The following is a 16429-nucleotide window of genomic DNA, read 5'->3' on the forward strand; positions in this document are numbered from 1 at the left end:
CCGCCAGTAGGGGTACGGACCGCCCTTGATGTTCATGACATGGTCACACGGGGTCAGCTGGTCAGAGCGGTCAGCGCCTTCTTGAGCAGGGCCGCCCGGTCGGTCGCCGAGGTGACCTGTTCCAGGCCGAAGCCGAGCAGCACGGTGCGGTCGGTGGTGACCGCGCCGTACGTCTGGAACAGGGCTCCGGTGCGGGTCCAGTCCTTCAGGACCGCGGGGCTGCCCGGGGGCGGTCCTGTCACGCTCCAGGCGCCCAGGGAGGTCTCGAAGCCCTCGGTCTGGGTCGCCGTGCCGCCGACGACGAGCGAGGTGTCGTCGGCGAGGACGCCGTGGCCGCCGGAGCCCGGGTCGGTGATGTAGCTGAGCGAGACCTCGACCGACTTGCCCGCGTAGGCGCTCAGGTCGAAGCCGACCTGCTGCCAGCCGTTGGAGGCGCCGGTGAAGCTGTTCCACGAGCCGGTGCTGCCGGTCGCGGTGCAGCCGCTGGTGGAGAAGGTCAGGTAGTGCTTGAGCCACGGGTGTTCGGCGACGAGGAACCCGGCCTCGCACTCCGAGGGCAGGGCGGTGCTGGTGGCGCCGCCGACCTCCGGGAGCGTGGTCCAGTCGTCGGCCCCGGTGGTGTGGATCTCGACGACGGCGTGGTCGTAGCCGGGCTCGGTGTCCCACAGCAGTTCGCTGCGCAGCGTGGGCTTGTCGGCCGCGCTCACCCCGGTGAGGTCGATGGTGCGGGTGAGGCGCTTGTAGGCGTCGTCGGTGTGGACGGCGGCGGCCATGTAGGAGCCCGCGTAGGGCCCGTACGGGTTGACGGTCCCGGCGAACTGACCCGCCCCGGCACTCGCGAACTGCGGGTACGTGGTCGGGGACAGCGAGTCGGAGGTGACGCTGTAACTGCCCGCCCGGTCCAGCGGGTTGCCGGGTGCGCCACTGAGCGGCCCGGTGAAGCCGGCGAGCTTGCCGGAGCCGGTGAAACCGGTGGCCCCGGGGAGGGACGTACGCGAATAGGCACCCAGGTAGTACTGGCTGAAGTCGTTCGAGGGAGTGCCGTCGCCGAGGTCGACGGAGCCGCCCGCCTGTTCACCGGCCTCGATCAGCTTGCCGCCCTCGTTGAGGAAGGCGCGCAGCTGGAGCTGGGTGTCGTTGCCCGGTCCCGCCGTGCCCGAGTAGTGGACGACGGTCTTGAAGTGGTCGAGCACGCCGAGCGCGTCGGGCGCGCCCTGCGTGGCGACGTCCCAGACGACCGCCTTACGGCCGTCCGCCTTCAGGGCGTCGACGTAGGTCTGCGCCTGAGTCGCGGCTGCGCCCTCCTCGGCTACGACGAGCGTGTCGGCCGCGGGCCGCTTGGCCACCGTGTACGTGAAGTGCGCGCTGGAGGTGGGCTTCCCGGCCTTCGTCTCACCGGTGAACCAGACCTCGACCTTGTCGCCCGGGTCGCCGTCCTTGACCTTGGCCCGGTACTCGTCGAAGTACAGGTTGTCGTCCCCGCCGTAGGTCTGGCCGCCCTTCCAGGGCTTCAGTGCCATGTCCTCCGTACGGCCGCCGTTGACGCGGTACTTGAGCTCCTTGTCGCGCACGGACTTCCGGGCGACGACGGAGACCTCCTGGTCGGCGCCGCGGGAGTACGACGTCGGGAAGGTGGCCGGGGTGAAGTCGGCGGCGCCGAGGCCGACCGACGACTTCGGCTGGTCGGGGTGGGCGGCGGTCTCGGCGACGGAGAGTGCGAAGGGGATGTTCTTCGCGAACTCGTCCTGGATCAGCTTCTCGTCGTCGGGGTAGTTGAAGACGGACTGGCAGTCGGCCGCGTTCCAGGCGTCGTTGGGGTCGATGTTCGACGCGGTCTGGCAGGTCGACATCTCGGGGGTGAACATCGACATGTTGTTGACGTTCGACGCGTGGCCGTCCGCCTCGCCGTTGGTCGTGTACAGCTCCGAGGAGACCTGCGAGCGGTAGCCGGGGATCGCCGGGTTGTCCGGGGTGCCGGCGAGCGCCTTGTAGAGCACGTCGTCCGGGGTCGGGGTCGCGACCTGCCAGCCGACTCCGTAGAGGAGGAGTTCGGCGGCGGAGTGGTAGTTGATGCCGTAGCTGAAGCCGATGCGCTTCTCGAAGGCGTCGAGTGCGGCGGTCTCCGGCTCGGAGTTGGGGGCCGCGCCCCGGTAGGTCTCGCTGGTCGGGTTCGGGGACGAACCCTCGTCGTCGTAGCCCCACTTGTAGGAGAAGTTGCGGTTGAGGTCGACGCCGTCACCGGTGGAGATGACACCGTCACCGTTGACGTCCCGCAGGTTCTTGCGCCACAGGCGCGTGTCGCTGTTCTGGAAGGTGTAGTCGTAGCCGTCCGGGTTGGCGGACAGCACGAACCACAACTCCGTGGAGTCGACGATCTTCTTGATGCGCTTGTCGGTCTTGTAGTTGTCCAGGTAGTAGTGCATCAGCCGGCGGGTCATTTCCGGCGTGATCCACTCGCGCGCGTGCTGGTTGGACACGTAGAGCACGGAGGGCTTGGAGCCGTCCTTGGTCTTCTTCGCGTTCTTGGTCAGTTTGAGCGCGAGGATGTCCTGGCCGTCGATCGTCTTGCCGATGGACTCGACCTTGGTGAGACCGGGGTTGGCCTGCCCGGTCCTGACGATCTCCTCTTCGAGGCCGCCGCTTCCGCTGTACGGGCGGAACACGCCCTGCGCCGCGTCCTCGACCCGCGTCTCGGCCTTGGCCGACAGGGTGTGCTCGGTGAGGTCGACGCCCTGCTTCTCCAGCTTCTGGGCCTGCTGGTCGGTGAGGTAGACCTCGACGGCGGTCTTGCCGGAGGCCGAGAACTGGTTGTCGCCGAGTTCGTGGGCGTCCTGTCCGGCCTTCAGGAGCAGGGGTATCTGCTTCTGGGTGACGTCGGCGTGGAAGACCTTGACCTCGGCGGGGTCGGACTTCGCGGAACTCCCGCCCTGCGCCTGGGCGATGGGTGCGATGCTCGCCCCGGCGATCAGGAGGGCGCCGACAGCGAGGATCGATCTCGCTCTGTGTCTCATGAATCCCCCTAGCAGTCGTTCGCCACAGCGGCGAACAGTTGCCAGGCTCATGACACTTCATGATCGAGTCAAGGGGGCATCAAGGACGGTCAAACGGGGCCCTCCAGGGTGCGGGCCATTGATTGCCCCGACCCGATCGGCCGTCGGGCCCCGAATGGGCGCCTGCGTCGGCGTGTCAACGGGTCGTCAGCAGTCGGCCAAGGGGGCCGACGACAACGAAACGCCGGTGCCGACGCCCCAAGTGGGCGTCGGCACCGGCGTATTGACGGATCATCGGCCGACCCGTGTCGAATGATCGTCAGCCGACCATGTTGTCGGCCATCTCCTCGGTGATGCTGGACTCCGTGCCCGGGATGCCGAGATCCTGGGCCCGCTTGTCGGCCATCGCCAGGAGCCGGCGGATACGGCCGGCCACCGCGTCCTTGGTGAGCGGCGGGTCGGCGAGCGCGCCCAGCTCCTCCAGGGAGGCCTGCTTGTGGTCCATGCGCAGGCGGCCGGCCGCCGCGAGGTGCTCGGGGACCTCGTCGGCGAGGATCTCCAGCGCACGCCCCACACGGGCTCCTGCGGCGACGGCCGCGCGGGCCGAGCGGCGCAGGTTGGCGTCGTCGAAGTTGGCGAGCCGGTTCGCCGTGGCGCGCACCTCGCGGCGCATCCGGCGCTCCTCCCAGGCCAGCACCGACTCGTGGGCGCCGAGCCGGGTGAGCAGGGCGCCGATCGCGTCGCCGTCGCGGACGACCACGCGGTCGACACCTCGCACCTCGCGTGCCTTCGCCGCGATCGACAGCCGGCGCGCGGCGCCGACCAGCGCGAGCGCGGCCTCCGGACCCGGGCAGGTCACCTCCAGGGAGGAGGACCGGCCGGGCTCGGTCAGCGAGCCGTGGGCCAGGAACGCGCCTCTCCAGGCCGCCTCGGCGTCACAGGTGGCACCCGAGACGACCTGCGGCGGCAGGCCCCGGATGGGGCGTCCGCGGCCGTCCACGAGGCCTGTCTGCCGGGCCAGCTGATCGCCGCCCGCGACCACCCGGACGACGTAACGGGAGCCGCGGCGGAGGCCGCCGGGCGCCATCACGATCAGTTCGGAGCTGTGGCCGAAGATCTCCAGGATGTCCCGCTTGAGCCGGCGCGCCGCCATCGCGGTGTCCAGCTCCGCCTCGATCACGATGCGCCCGCTCACCAGGTGGAGGCCTCCGGCGAACCGCAGAATGGCGGAGACCTCCGCCTTCCTGCAGCAGGTCCGGGTGACGGGGAGCCGGGAGATCTCATCCTTCACCGCTGCCGTCATCGCCATGGGCCGATCCTTCCATGCATCCGAAAAATACGGTCGTACGCGGCGGCCAACAGCTCCGGGTCGTGCCTTGGAGTTCCGTCGGTCCGGGCCACCGGCGCCAGCTCGACCGCGGCGTCCAGCCGCTTGGCGGCTTCGGTGAGCGACGCGCGATCGGGCACGGCGGCCTCGTCGGCCAGCACCACGTCCAGGGCGAGTTTAGGGGCGTGTCGTCCCAAAACCTCCAAATGACGCTGCGGGGAGAAGCCATCGGTTTCTCCGGGCTGCGGCGCGAGGTTCAGGGAGAGTACCCGGCGCGCCTTCGTCTCGGTGAGCGCGTCGAGCAGTTCCGGCACCAGCAGGTGCGGGATGACGGACGAGAACCAGGAGCCGGGACCGAGCACCACCCAGTCCGCGTCGAGCACGGCGGCGACGGCCTCGGGCACGGCCGGCGGGTCGTGCGGCACGACGTGCACGGACATCACCTCGCCGGGCGTGAGCGCCACGGTGGCCTGCCCCCGCACGGTGTCGACGTCGTCGGGCCGCGCCGGATCGTGCCCCTTGACCAGGGCCTGCAGCTCCAGCGGTACGGCGGACATGGGCAGCACGCGCCCGTGCGCGCCGAGCAGCTTGCCGACCAGGTCGAGGGCCTGGACGTGGTCGCCGAGCTGTTCCCACAGGGCGACGATCAGCAGATTGCCGACCGCGTGTTCGTGCAGGTCGCCCTTGGACTGGAAGCGGTGCTGGATGACGCGGGCCCAGGTCTGGCCCCAGTCGTCGTCGCCGCACAGCGCGGCGAGGGCCTTGCGCAGGTCCCCGGGGGGCAGTACGCCCAGTTCGTCGCGCAGGCGTCCGCTGGAGCCGCCGTCGTCGGCCACGGTGACGACGGCGGTGAGGTCGCCGGTGATGCGGCGCAGTGCGGTGAGCGAGGCGGACAGGCCCATGCCGCCGCCGAGGGCGACCACCTTGGGCTGGGTGCCGCGCCGGCGCGGCTTGCCGCCGCGGGCCTCGACAGGCCTGGTCGTCCGTCCTTCGGGCACCACGCGGCGCAGCCTGCCCAGCCGTGGGCTACGTCCTGTCATTCCCGTCCCATGTCCCGGTGTACGACCACCGTCTCCACGCCCTCGGCCACGAGCCGCGCGGCGAGTTTCTCCGCCGTGGCGACCGAGCGGTGCTTGCCGCCGGTGCAGCCGATCGCGATCGTCACGTACCGCTTGCCCTCGCGCCGGTAGCCGGCCGCGATGAGCCTCAGCAGCTCGGCGTAGCGGTCGAGGAACTCCTTGGCGCCGGGCTGGTTGAAGACGTACGCCGAGACCTCTTCGTTGAGGCCGTTGAAGGGGCGCAGCTCCGGGATCCAGTGCGGGTTGGGCAGAAAGCGCATGTCGGCGACGAGGTCGGCGTCGACCGGGAGGCCGTACTTGAAGCCGAAGGACATGACGGTGGCCCGCAGTTCGGGCTCCTCCTCGCCGGCGAACTGGGCGTCCATCTTGGCGCGCAGTTCGTGGACGTTGAGGCTGGAGGTGTCGATGACGAGGTCGGCATCGCCGCGCAGTTCGCGCAGCAGCTCGCGTTCGGCGTCGATGCCGTCGACGATGCGGCCGTCGCCCTGGAGGGGGTGCGGGCGGCGCACCGACTCGAAGCGGCGCACCAGGGCGTCGTCGGAGGACTCCAGGAAGACGATCCGCCGGGTGACGTGCTTCGACTCCAGGTCGGCGAGGGACTCGCGGAGGTTGTCGAAGAAGCGCCGTCCGCGTACGTCGACGACGACCGCGATGCGTGCCACGTTGCCCTGGGAGCGGGCGCCGAGCTCCACCATGGTGGGGATCAGGGCGGGCGGGAGGTTGTCGACGACGAACCAGCCGAGGTCCTCCAGGCACTTGGCGGCGGTGGACCGCCCGGCTCCGGACATGCCGGAGATGATCACCAGCTCGGGGATGGCCGCTTCGGGCACCCCGGGTGTCGTGCTGTCCGTACTCACCTGTGCTCCGTCGTCCTGGACCTCTTGCTGCGGAGCCTGATCGTCGCCGGTTTCCTTGTGCGTCCGATCTCGGTCCGCTGTGGGCTGCTTCTCTTGTTCGGTCATGTCTCCTGCCCCCGTCGCTCGTCCGGGGCTCCCGCGGGTACGGGCTCCCCTGGGGCACCCGCCGTGGTCCCGGGTGTCCCGTCTTCCATGTCTTCCATGATCTCTCCAGTCGCCGTGTTCACGGCGGGTGCGGCCGGGGCCGCCTGGGCGAGGGCCACCGCGATGGTCTCGGCGGTCTTGCGACCTATGCCCGGAACCTCGCAGATCTGGTCGATTGTCGCGGATCGCAGCTTCTTCACCGAACCGAAGTGTTTGATCAGTGCCTGTTTGCGGGTCTCGCCGAGGCCGGGCACGTCGTCCAGGGGGCTCGCCCGAAACCGCTTGGCCCTCTTGGCCCGCTGATAGGTGATCGCGAAGCGGTGGGCCTCGTCGCGGACGCGCTGGAGGAGGTAGAGGCCCTCGCTGGTGCGGGGCAGGACCACCGGGTCGTCGTCGTCCGGGAGCCAGACCTCCTCCAGGCGCTTGGCGAGGCCGCACACGGCGATGTCGTCGATGCCCAGCTCGTCGAGGGCCTTCTTGGCGGCGGCGACCTGCGGCTGCCCGCCGTCGACGACGACGAGCTGCGGCGGGTAGGCGAACCGCTTGGGGCGGCCCTCCTCGTCCTTCAGGTCGCTCAGCTCGTCGCCGTCCGCCCACTCCCCCGTCTTCTCCTTCTCGGCGAGATAGCGCCGGAAGCGGCGGGTGATCACCTCGTGCATCGAGCGGACGTCGTCCTGGCCCTCGAAGCCCTTGATCTGAAAGCGGCGGTACTCGCTCTTGCGCGCCAGCCCGTCCTCGAAGACGACCATCGACGCCACGACGTCGTCGCCCTGGAGGTGCGAGATGTCGTAGCACTCGATCCTCAGGGGGGCGCTGTCCAGGTCGAGGGCCTCGGAGATCTCCTCCAGGGCGCGTGAGCGGGTGGTGAGGTCGGAGGCGCGCTTGGTCTTGTGGAGGATCAGCGACTGCTGGGCGTTGCGCGCGACGGTCTCCATGAGGGACTTCTTGTCGCCGCGCTGCGGGATGCGCAGTGACACGTTCGCCCCGCGGCGGTCGGTCAGCCACTGCTGGACCGGCTCCACCGGGTCGGGCAGGGCCGGGACGAGGACCTCCTTGGGGACGGAGTCCCCGGTCTCCTCGCCGTAGAGCTGCTGGAGGGCGTGCTCGACGAGGGCCGCGGTGGTGACGTCCTCGACCTTGTCGGTGACCCAGCCGCGCTGGCCGCGCACGCGTCCGCCGCGGACGTGGAAGATCTGGACGGCCGCCTCCAGCTCGTCCTCGGCGACGGCGATCAGGTCGGCGTCGGTCGCGTCGGCGAGGACGACCGCGCTCTTCTCCATGGCCTTCTTGAGGGCGTCGATGTCGTCGCGCAGGCGGGCGGCCCGCTCGTACTCCATCTCCTCGGCCGCGTCCGTCATCTGCTTCTCCAGACGGCGGATGTACGTGCCGGTGCGGCCGGCCATGAAGTCGCTGAACTCCTCGGCCAGTTCGCGGTGCTCCTCCTCGGAGACGCGGCCGACGCAGGGAGCGGAGCACTTGCCGATGTAGCCGAGCAGACAGGGGCGGCCGGTGCGCGCCGCGTTCTTGAAGACACCCGCCGAGCAGGTGCGGACGGGGAACACGCGCAGCAGGAGGTCCACGGTGTCGCGGATCGCCCAGGCGTGTCCGTACGGCCCGAAGTAGCGGACGCCCTTCTTCTTGTGACCGCGCATCACCTGCACGCGCGGGTACTCCTCGTTCATCGTCACCGCGAGGTACGGGTAGCTCTTGTCGTCGCGGTACTTGACGTTGAACCGGGGGTCGTACTCCTTGATCCAGGAGTACTCCAGCTGGAGTGCCTCGACCTCCGTGGACACCACCGTCCACTCCACCGACGCGGCCGTGGTGACCATCGTGCGCGTGCGCGGGTGGAGTCCGGCCAGGTCCTGGAAGTAGTTCGCCAGGCGCTGGCGCAGGCTCTTCGCCTTTCCGACGTAGATCACCCGGCGGTGCTCGTCGCGGAACTTGTAGACCCCGGGCGAGTCCGGGATCTCTCCCGGCCTGGGGCGGTAGCTGGAGGGATCGGCCATGTTTCACACCCTACTGGCGCGGAGTGACAGCGCGGCGGGGCTGTGGACAACGCCGGACACGCCCAGCGGAACTCTTGCCGGAACGATGGTCGGATGTCCTGCCGGTCCTCCTAGCGGGACTCCAGAAACGTGAGAACCGCCAGGACACGGCGGTGGTCGTCGGCGGCTTCCGGAAGGCGGAGTTTGCCCAGGATGCTGCGGACGTGCTTCTCGACGGTGCCTTCGGTGACCCACAGCCGGCGGCCGATGCCGGCGTTGGAGCGGCCCTCCGCCATCAGCGCCAGGACCTCGCGCTCACGGGTGCTGAGGAAGGACAGCGGGTCGTCGCGGCGCTGCGCCGAGAACAGCTCGTGCACCAGGGAGGGGTCGACGACCGAGCCGCCCTTGTGGATGCGGTCGAGGGCCTCGACGAACTCGTCGACGACCGTGATCCGGCTCTTGAGGAGATATCCGACCTTGTGCCCGCCGGCCAGCAGTTCCAGGGCCTCCTCGACCTCGACGAACGCCGACAGCACGAGGATGCCGGTGTCGGGGTGGCGCTCCCGGATCGTCCGGGCTGCCTTCAGGCCCTCGGTGGAGTGGTCGGGCGGCATCCTGATGTCGACGATCGCGAGATCGGGCCCCTCGGCGTCGACCAGTTCCAGCAGCCGTACGGCGTCGCCGGCCTGGCCCGCGACCTCGTAGCCCAGGCGTTCGCACAGGCTCGCGAGACCCTCCCTGAGCAGGACGTCGTCGTCGGCGAGGACGACCCGTCCCCGCGCCGTCTGCTGCGATGCGTCCATCGTCACGGCTCCCCTTGCCCGACCGGTGCGGTGCGCCACGCACAGCCTGCCGGACCGGGTCGGGTACGGCTAGCGGGTAAGGGAATTGGGGGGTGGCCGTGACGACACGGGGGCGTGTCCGGGCGATTCTCGTAGGAGTGCGGATACGGGCGGACCGGTCACCCGGGCGAGAGGCGACGGGCCCCGGGCCGGAACGTCGGAAGGGCTGCGGGAGATGCGGCGGACACGGGCGGACAGACGACGGCGGTCGGTCCGTGTCCGCCCGTACGAGGACGACACGCGGTCCCTGAAGGACCTCCTGGACCCGCGGGACCCCGACGTGGTCCGCGCCAAGCATCTACGTGCCGGAACCTCGGAGCACCCCTAGAGCCGGACGGCTGCCTCTCCGTCCGAAAAGACCGCCCGACGCGTACGCGACGTCACCGAGTCCACGGCTCCCCCGACCTGGACCCCCATCGCGTACGCCTCGGGCGGTCACCCCTCCGTTCGGGGAAGCGGCAGTCGTACGACGAGAGTTGTGCCCTCCCCTGGTGGGCTGGCGACGTGCAGCTTGCCGCCGATCGCCTCGACGCGGTCGACGAGTCCGATGAGCCCGGAGCCGTGCCCGAGGTCGGCGCCGCCCACTCCGTCGTCGGCGATCGTCACCTCCAGGACGTCGTCCTCGACCCGCGCCGACACCGCCACGAAGCTCGCGCGCGCGTGCTTGACGGCGTTGGTGAGGCACTCGGAGGTCACGTAGTAGACGGCTACCTCGATCCGCTCCGGGAGGCGGCCGACGGGCAGGCGCAGGTCGAGTTCCACGGGGACGGCCGAGCGGCGGGCGAGTGCGCGCAGGGCCGGGCCCAGGCCGCCCTTGGAGAGGATCGCGGGGTGGATGCCGCGCGCGACCTGCAACAGGTCGGCGAAGGTGTCGTCCAGGCCCTTGGCGATGTGGTCCAGCTGCTCGGCGAGTTCCTCCGGCTGCTCGTCCAGCATCGACTGGGCCATTCTGAGGTCGAGTTGGAGCGAGACGAGCCGCTGTTGGACGCCGTCGTGCAGATCGCGTTCGATACGGCGTCTTGAGGCGTCCCCGGCGGCCACCACACGCGCGCGTGACGCGGTGAGCTGGTCGCGGCTGTCGGCGTTGGCGAGGGCGGTGGCGACGAGTTCGGTGAAGTCGGCGAGCCGGGACTCGGTGCCCGGGGGCAGCGGTTCGGTTCCGGCGGCGGCCGCGACGACGACACCCCACAGCCGGTCGTCCACGACGATGGGGGCGCCCACGGAGCGGCCCACGCGCGCGGGGCGAGCGGTGCGCGCCACCTCAGCCGCGGCGGCCGTCTCGGCCTCGGCGACGGGCCCGCGGGCGGAACCCAGTACGGTGGCGGCCCCGTCGGCGCCGTAGCGCAGGACCGCGGCGGAGCCGCTGCTCAGGACCTTGCCCACCTGGTCGGCGACTTCGGAGAACACCTCGTGCGGTGGCACCCCGCGCGCGACGAGGGTGGCGACCCGGCGCAGCGCGGTCTGTTCGCGGGCGGCGCGGCGGCTCTCGGTGACGTCGCGCGCGGCACCGTAGATCAGGCCGTCCGCGGTGACCGGGCGGGCGCTCCACTGGAGCCAGCGTTCGGTGCCGTCGTCGCGGACGAAGCGGTTCTCGAACTCGGCCAGTTCGACGCCGCTCGCCAGCCGGTCGAGGACGGCACGCGTGCGTGCCCGGTCCTCAGGGTGCACGAACTCCAGCCAGGGTCTGCCCAGGAGTGCGTCGGCGGAGTGGCCGAGGGTCCGCTCGAAGGCGGGGTTCACGCGCTTGAAGTAGCCGTCGAGTCCCGCGATGCACAACAGGTCGAGGGAGAGGTGGAAGATGCTCGCCAGCTCCTGCTCGGCCTTGTCGCGCCGCCCGTGCGCGGCGGCGAAGGACGCCATGGTGCCGTTCATGCCGCCGAGCAGCTGCGCCCAGGTCCCCTCGAACGCGGCGACGTCCGCGCGGTGGCCGAGCCGGTTGTCGTCGATCGCCGTGTTCATGGTGTTGATCTCGCCGGCGAGCCGTTCGGTGGTGACCCGCAGTTCGCGGAACGTGTCGGCGACGGCGCCGAGTTCGTCCCGGCCCGCGTACCGGATGTCGTACGACAGGTCCCCCTCGGAGAGCGCGCGGGCGCCCGCGGAGACCTCGCTGAGGGGGCGGGTGATCGACAGCCGCAGGGTCAGCGCGAGCATGGTGACGGCGGCCAGGACGGCCAGCGACACGCTGGGGTCGCGTGCCTCACGCGTGCGTGCGGTGTCGAGATCGTGCGCGGCGTCATCGCCCAGTTCGGCGGCGGCCTGGTGCTGGATGCCGCGCAGTGCCTCGATGCGCTGGGTCGACGCGGTCAGCCAACCGGCGTACGTGGGCCAGGCGTTGCGCCGGGCGTGCGGGTCGGCGAGGGTCTCGCGGGTCGTGCGGACGACGAGGCCGGGGTGCTGGAGGAGGACGACGTAGAGCCTGCTCTTGAGGCCGGCGGACGCGGTCTGGTCGAAGTCGTCCAGGAGGGCCTTCTCCAGGGCCGACCAGCGGTCCGTGGCGGTGGCGTGCGGGGCGTCGGGGGTGTCGAACAGCACGGCCAGTTCGGCGCGTTCGCGTTCGGCGGCCTCGATGGCGTTCAGGAGCGCGATGTGGGCGTCGGCCGCCTGCCCGGAGGTGCGGGTCGGCCGGCCGGACTCCAGGGTGGCGGCCAGCTCCAGGAGGTCGTCCTCGATCGTGCCGTACTGGTCGGCGAGTTGGGGCGCGGTGAGCGAACCGGTCCCCGACTGGAGCCGCAGGGCGTGCAGTTGACGATTCCGCGCGTCGAGCCGGCCCGCCACATCGGGCGGCCCGGTCCAGCCGGTCGCGCCCAGGAGAGCCGCGTTCAGGGCGTGGTCGGTGGCGTGCTGCGCACCGGAGCGTTCCTTCAGAGTCGCCGCTCCGGGACGCAGCCGGGCCTTAACGGCGGCGATGCGCTCCCTGGCGATGGCGTCGGTCAGCGCGGTGGTCCTGAACGACAGCGCGGTCGCCGTACGGAAATCCCGCATCGTCTGCGCCTCGCGCCACTGGGTGACGGCGCCGAACACCGTGAACGCCAGCATGCCGGTCACCGGGAGCAGCACCAGGAGCATCAGCTTGCGCCCGACGCGCAGCCGGGCGAGGAAGGGGATCCGGAGGGCGGCACCGGCCCGCGGGCGCCGACTACGGGGGCCGCGCCGGGCGGGGCGGTCGGAGCGCCTGCTGCGCAGCTCCGGGAGCGCGGTGAGCGTGGCGAGGTCGGGCTCGGGGCGGAGCCCTGCGAACAGCCTACGGAGCGGGCCCGGGGACAGGGGGCGACGCACGGCGGGCTCTCAGCGGCCCGGGGGTGGGGAGTTTCGATGGTGGTCGGTCACGTGCCCAGCCTGCCCCCAACCGGCCATGATCGTCAGGGCATTGGGGAGGACCGGGTCCTCGAAGTCGGGCGCACACGCGGAGGGCCCGTGTCGGGCACACGCGCGGGGGACCCGTGTTGGGCACACACGCGTGGCGCCCGTTTTCGCCATACCCGCAGCACCCGGCCTCACGGCGTGTTCGGCGGATAGTCGTCGTGTGCCGCGAGGTCGTCGTCGATCTTCTTGGCGGCCTGGTCGAGGGTTGCCTTGACCGGCGCCCGGTTGAAGATGATCTTCGCGAAGGCCCGGGAGAAGGCGTCGGTGATCGCCGGGTAGGCGGGCGTCTGGGGCCTGGGGCGGGCCACTCCGTCCCGGAGTTGCTCGATGAAGAGGTGCTCGGGGCCGCCGGGCGCGTACTGCGGCGAGAGCTTGATCCCGCTCTCGGTCGCCGGGATCGCCCCGTTGGCCACGGTCATCCGGTGCACCTGGGCGGGCCGGAGCAGGAAGGACAGGAAGCGCCACACGGCGTCACCGTCCGCGTTGCCCGCCGGGACGCCCCACTGGAAGGACCCCATGCCGGTGACGGTCCCCTGGCCGAAGTCGGGCAACGGGACGATCGCGACATCCCCGGGGAAGGCCTTGTTGAACTCCGGATAGGTCCAGTGCCCGCACCAGGAGATCGCGCTGCGGCCGCTGACGAACGCCTTGTCGTCCTTGACCATGTCGATGAGCCCCGCCTTGGCCCAGTTCTGCATGTCGGTGAGCGCCTTGACCGAACCGGGGCCGTTCACATAGCCGTTGGCGGTACTGAAGTTCTTGGGCTCGACGAGGTCGCCGCCCGCCGACCACACGGCGGGTGCGAAGCCGTAGGTGTTCCACTCCTGGCCCGGCTGCGAGTAGACGAGCCGCAGGTCGAGCGGCGCCTTGTAGCCCTGGGTGCGCAACTTGCGCAGGATGCCCGTCAGTTCAGTGGCCGTCCAGGCGTCCTTGGGGCCCGTCGGGATGCGTATCCCGGCCTTCTTCATGACGGACTTGCGCACATACAGGCCCATGCCCGAGTCGAAGGTGCCGATGCCCCACAACCTGCCCGCGTAGGTGCCCTGTTGACGGATCGTCGGCAACAGGTCGGCGCGGACGCTCGCGGGCACACAGGAATCGATCGGCCGGAGCTTGCCCGACCAGGCGTAGCTGTAGAGGTTCGGGCCGTCGAAGTCCAGGAGGTCGGGCAGGTCGCCGCTGGCCGCCGCCGACAGCACCAGGGCGGTGTAGGCGCGGTCCTCCGGAAGGGTGACCAGCTCGACCCGCACCTGCTTCTGCTGCCGGTTGAACTGCTTCACCTGGTTCTGCAGCGTGGTGAACTCGCCGCTGGGGCCCGCGTGGTACCAAACGGTGATGTGCGCGGTGCCGTGGATCTTCCCGTCGCAGGTGGTGTCCTTCGGGGGCGCGCTCGCCCCCTTGGCGTCGCTCCCGCCGCCGTCGCACGCGGCCAGCAGCAGGGCCGCGCACACCACCCAGGGGACCAGGGTTCCGCGGACCCGGCGGAACCTGCGGCTGCCGGTCCACGCGCGCGTGGCGCTCGTTCCGTTCATGGCACACCCCCACTCGACCGGACGACGTGGTCTCCCCCAGGGCGCCGTCATGCTACCGCCCGTCGCGTCCCCATCGCCCTGCGTACACGGGAACCTCCGTTCACGGCACGGGACTTCAGCACTTTCCGGCTAGCTGGAAGGCGCGGCCGACCACCGCTTGGCAAGCTGGGCACATGTCGCTGCGCTGTCTCCTCGTCGATGACAGCGCCCGGTTCCTGGAGGCGGCTCGCGCCCTGCTGGAACGTGACGGGGTGGAAGTCGTCGGCATCGCCTCGACGGGCGCGGACGCCCTCTCCCAGGCCCGGGAAAAGGCCCCCGACGTCGTCCTGGTCGATCTCGACCTCGACGGCGAGAACGGCTTCGACGTCGCGCGCCGGCTGGTGGGCGACGTACCGGCGGTGATCCTCATCTCGACCCACTCCCGGGAGGACTTCCAGGAACTCATCGCCGCCAGCCCCGCACACGGCTTCCTGCACAAGTCGGCCGTGTCCGCGCGGGCGATCAGGGACGTGCTGGGCGACGACGGGCCGCACGCACCACCGTGAGCGCACCCACCGCGACTCGGCCAGGTCACATATGCCTGATGGGCGACAGGTGTTGTCGGGACTTGGTCAACACGCTTCAATGCGGGGGAACTCGGGGCGTGAACGACGGCGTACGGATGTGAAGACCCTTCTCCGGCGCCGACGGGGGCCCCGAAGCAACTCGCGTGAACGGCCTGACCAGCCGTTGTGAACATTCACAGAAAGGGCCCCTGCATGCCGCACGCCACACAGCAGGCGGACGTCGCCACCGCGGAACTGGACTCGGCCCTGCGCGGCGGCCCCTTCCATGTCGCGCTGCGCGCCGCCATCGCCGCCCGCGGACTGCCGCTGCAACGCGTCCAGCACCACCTGACGCGCTACGGGGTCAAGGTCGGTGTCACCAGCCTGAGTTACTGGCAGCAGGGCGCCCGCCGCCCGCAGCGCCCCGAGTCGCTGCGGGCTGTACGGGCGCTGGAGGAGATCCTCCAGCTCCCGGAGGAGTCCCTGATCCGGCTGCTCGCCGAGGCCGAGGAACGCGCCGTGGCACAGCGCCCGGCGGCCCGCTCGTACCGCTCCTTCGTCGAGGCCTCCGGAGTCCTGGAACAGCTGCTGGCCGAGCTGGAGGCCTCGCTCGACAGCGGCCTGCACACCCTGGGGCACCACGAGCGCGTGCGCATCGGGGCGCACCGCGAGCTGGTCGGCCGCGAGTCGCACCACATCGTCCGCGCCCACCGGGACGGCATCGACCGCTTCATAGCGGTCCACTACGGAGACCCCGGCTGCGCCCCGGACCGCATGACCGTGCACGCCCTGGAGAACTGCCGCACGGGCCGCGTCCGCCGCCACCACGAGACCGGCATGCTGGTCGCCGAGCTCCTCTTCGGCACCCGGTTGCGCTCCGGAGATACGTTCCTCTTCCGCTACGGCGTCGAGGACGGCACCGCCGGCGTCTCCCGCGAGTACGTCCGTGACTTCGGTACCGCGGGCGGCCAGTACGCGCTCCAGGTGCGCTTCGACGAGAACGCGCTGCCGGTGCGCTGCCACCGCTTCACCCAGCACTCGGCGGCGGCCCCGCGCAGCGGCCGCCAGGAACTGCGGCTGGCCGGAGGGCACCACTCGGTGCACCTCGTGGAGCCGCGGATGCGGTCGGGGATCGTGGGGATCGGCTGGGACTGGGAGTGAGCCGCCGGGGCCCGGACGCCCTGAGGATCAGGCGGCCGGCCCCGCGACGATCTTCCCGTTCTCGGCCGTCACCTTCAGCGCCTGCAACGGCTCGGTGGCCGGCGACTGCACCACCTTGCCGGTCATGGCGTCGAACTGACTGCCGTGGCACGGGCAGATGAGTGTCGTCCCGTCCAGCTTGTTGATGGGGCACTGCGCGTGCGTGCAGATCGTGCTGTACGCCTTGAGGGTGCCGTTCGCCGCCCGACTGACGACGACATTCTGATCGCGGTACAGCTTGGCGCTCCCCTTGGCGACCTCGCTCTCCGCGCCGAGCTCCACGGGCGCGGTCGGGGTCGCCGCGGCCCCCGAGCCACCGCCCGAACAGGCGCTGAGTCCGAGCCCGGCGACGGGCGTGAGGGCCGCGCCCCGCAGGACGGTACGACGGCTCGGGGCGGGGCGGCCGGGCATGGGGGTCTCCAGCTGTTCTCGTTCGGGGTGTTCGGGCTGTTCAAGGGGCGGTGCACGGCGACGATACCCGTGGCGTTCCGCCCGCTTTGAGGTGGGTTCACCGGACGGGCGCTCACGGTACGTAAACGTTTGCGCAAGCGTTTACGTCGGG

Annotated in this window: 11 protein-coding genes; 2 read left to right on the forward strand and 9 right to left on the reverse strand. The window is 70.8% G+C overall.

The features are described from left to right. Positions 1-53 precede the first annotated feature (53 nt). The 8 genes from OG496_RS16920 to OG496_RS16955 form a co-directional block, all read right to left on the reverse strand. Positions 54-3011, reverse strand: coding sequence for a M14 family zinc carboxypeptidase (locus OG496_RS16920; protein ID WP_405971440.1), 2958 nt, complete (start codon positions 3009-3011; stop codon positions 54-56). Between the two features lie 298 nt (positions 3012-3309). Next, positions 3310-4299, reverse strand: a complete 990-nt coding sequence (whiA, locus tag OG496_RS16925) for a DNA-binding protein WhiA (protein WP_019060506.1) — start codon at positions 4297-4299, stop codon at positions 3310-3312. Next, positions 4290-5357: a uridine diphosphate-N-acetylglucosamine-binding protein YvcK gene (gene yvcK, locus OG496_RS16930; RefSeq protein ID WP_026150944.1), complete on the reverse strand. Its 1068-nt coding sequence runs from the start codon at positions 5355-5357 to the stop codon at positions 4290-4292. The genes whiA and yvcK overlap by 10 nt, the downstream gene beginning before the upstream one ends. Continuing rightward, positions 5354-6358, reverse strand: a complete 1005-nt coding sequence (gene rapZ / locus OG496_RS16935) for an RNase adapter RapZ (RefSeq protein ID WP_405971441.1) — start codon at positions 6356-6358, stop codon at positions 5354-5356. The genes yvcK and rapZ overlap by 4 nt, the downstream gene beginning before the upstream one ends. Continuing rightward, positions 6355-8406: an excinuclease ABC subunit UvrC gene (gene uvrC / locus OG496_RS16940; RefSeq protein WP_366494211.1), complete on the reverse strand. Its 2052-nt coding sequence runs from the start codon at positions 8404-8406 to the stop codon at positions 6355-6357. Before uvrC ends, rapZ begins: the two co-directional genes overlap by 4 nt. A gap of 110 nt (positions 8407-8516) precedes the next feature. Beyond that, positions 8517-9188 (reverse strand): response regulator transcription factor, encoded by a 672-nt coding sequence (locus OG496_RS16945; protein ID WP_366494210.1) that lies wholly within the window; start codon positions 9186-9188, stop codon positions 8517-8519. Between the two features lie 474 nt (positions 9189-9662). Next, positions 9663-12293, reverse strand: a complete 2631-nt coding sequence (locus OG496_RS16950) for a PAS domain S-box protein (protein WP_405976639.1) — start codon at positions 12291-12293, stop codon at positions 9663-9665. A gap of 428 nt (positions 12294-12721) precedes the next feature. After that, positions 12722-14122, reverse strand: coding sequence for an ABC transporter substrate-binding protein (locus OG496_RS16955; RefSeq protein ID WP_405971442.1), 1401 nt, complete (start codon positions 14120-14122; stop codon positions 12722-12724). 173 nt (positions 14123-14295) lie between these two features. On the opposite strand from OG496_RS16955, the gene OG496_RS16960 reads away from it, so the two are divergent. Both OG496_RS16960 and OG496_RS16965 read left to right on the forward strand, forming a co-directional pair. Next, a complete protein-coding gene (locus tag OG496_RS16960) occupies positions 14296-14667 on the forward strand; it encodes a response regulator (protein WP_405971443.1) in 372 nt (123 codons plus the stop codon). Positions 14668-14880: 213 nt separating this feature from the next. Further along, positions 14881-15828, forward strand: coding sequence for a hypothetical protein (locus OG496_RS16965; RefSeq protein WP_405971444.1), 948 nt, complete (start codon positions 14881-14883; stop codon positions 15826-15828). Between the two features lie 27 nt (positions 15829-15855). On the opposite strand, the gene OG496_RS16970 is transcribed toward OG496_RS16965, so the two are convergent. Then, a complete protein-coding gene (locus tag OG496_RS16970; RefSeq protein WP_366494206.1) occupies positions 15856-16278 on the reverse strand; it encodes a Rieske 2Fe-2S domain-containing protein in 423 nt (140 codons plus the stop codon). Between the last annotated feature and the right edge of the window lie 151 nt (positions 16279-16429).

It is taken from the genome of Streptomyces sp. NBC_00988 (assembly GCF_045162645.1).
Lineage (GTDB): Bacteria > Actinomycetota > Actinomycetes > Streptomycetales > Streptomycetaceae > Streptomyces.

Bases quoted from the DNA above. Each gene is read 5' to 3' on its own strand.
- OG496_RS16920 (WP_405971440.1), bottom strand. From the start codon at position 3,011: ATGAGACACAGAGCGAGATCGATCCTCGCTGTCGGCGCCCTCCTGATC.
- whiA (WP_019060506.1), bottom strand. From the start codon at position 4,299: ATGGCGATGACGGCAGCGGTGAAGGATGAGATCTCCCGGCTCCCCGTC.
- yvcK (WP_026150944.1), bottom strand. From the start codon at position 5,357: ATGACAGGACGTAGCCCACGGCTGGGCAGGCTGCGCCGCGTGGTGCCC.
- rapZ (WP_405971441.1), bottom strand. From the start codon at position 6,358: ATGACCGAACAAGAGAAGCAGCCCACAGCGGACCGAGATCGGACGCAC.
- uvrC (WP_366494211.1), bottom strand. From the start codon at position 8,406: ATGGCCGATCCCTCCAGCTACCGCCCCAGGCCGGGAGAGATCCCGGAC.
- OG496_RS16945 (WP_366494210.1), bottom strand. From the start codon at position 9,188: ATGGACGCATCGCAGCAGACGGCGCGGGGACGGGTCGTCCTCGCCGAC.
- OG496_RS16950 (WP_405976639.1), bottom strand. From the start codon at position 12,293: ATGCTCCTGGTGCTGCTCCCGGTGACCGGCATGCTGGCGTTCACGGTG.
- OG496_RS16955 (WP_405971442.1), bottom strand. From the start codon at position 14,122: ATGAACGGAACGAGCGCCACGCGCGCGTGGACCGGCAGCCGCAGGTTC.
- OG496_RS16960 (WP_405971443.1), top strand. From the start codon at position 14,296: ATGTCGCTGCGCTGTCTCCTCGTCGATGACAGCGCCCGGTTCCTGGAG.
- OG496_RS16965 (WP_405971444.1), top strand. From the start codon at position 14,881: ATGCCGCACGCCACACAGCAGGCGGACGTCGCCACCGCGGAACTGGAC.
- OG496_RS16970 (WP_366494206.1), bottom strand. From the start codon at position 16,278: ATGCCCGGCCGCCCCGCCCCGAGCCGTCGTACCGTCCTGCGGGGCGCG.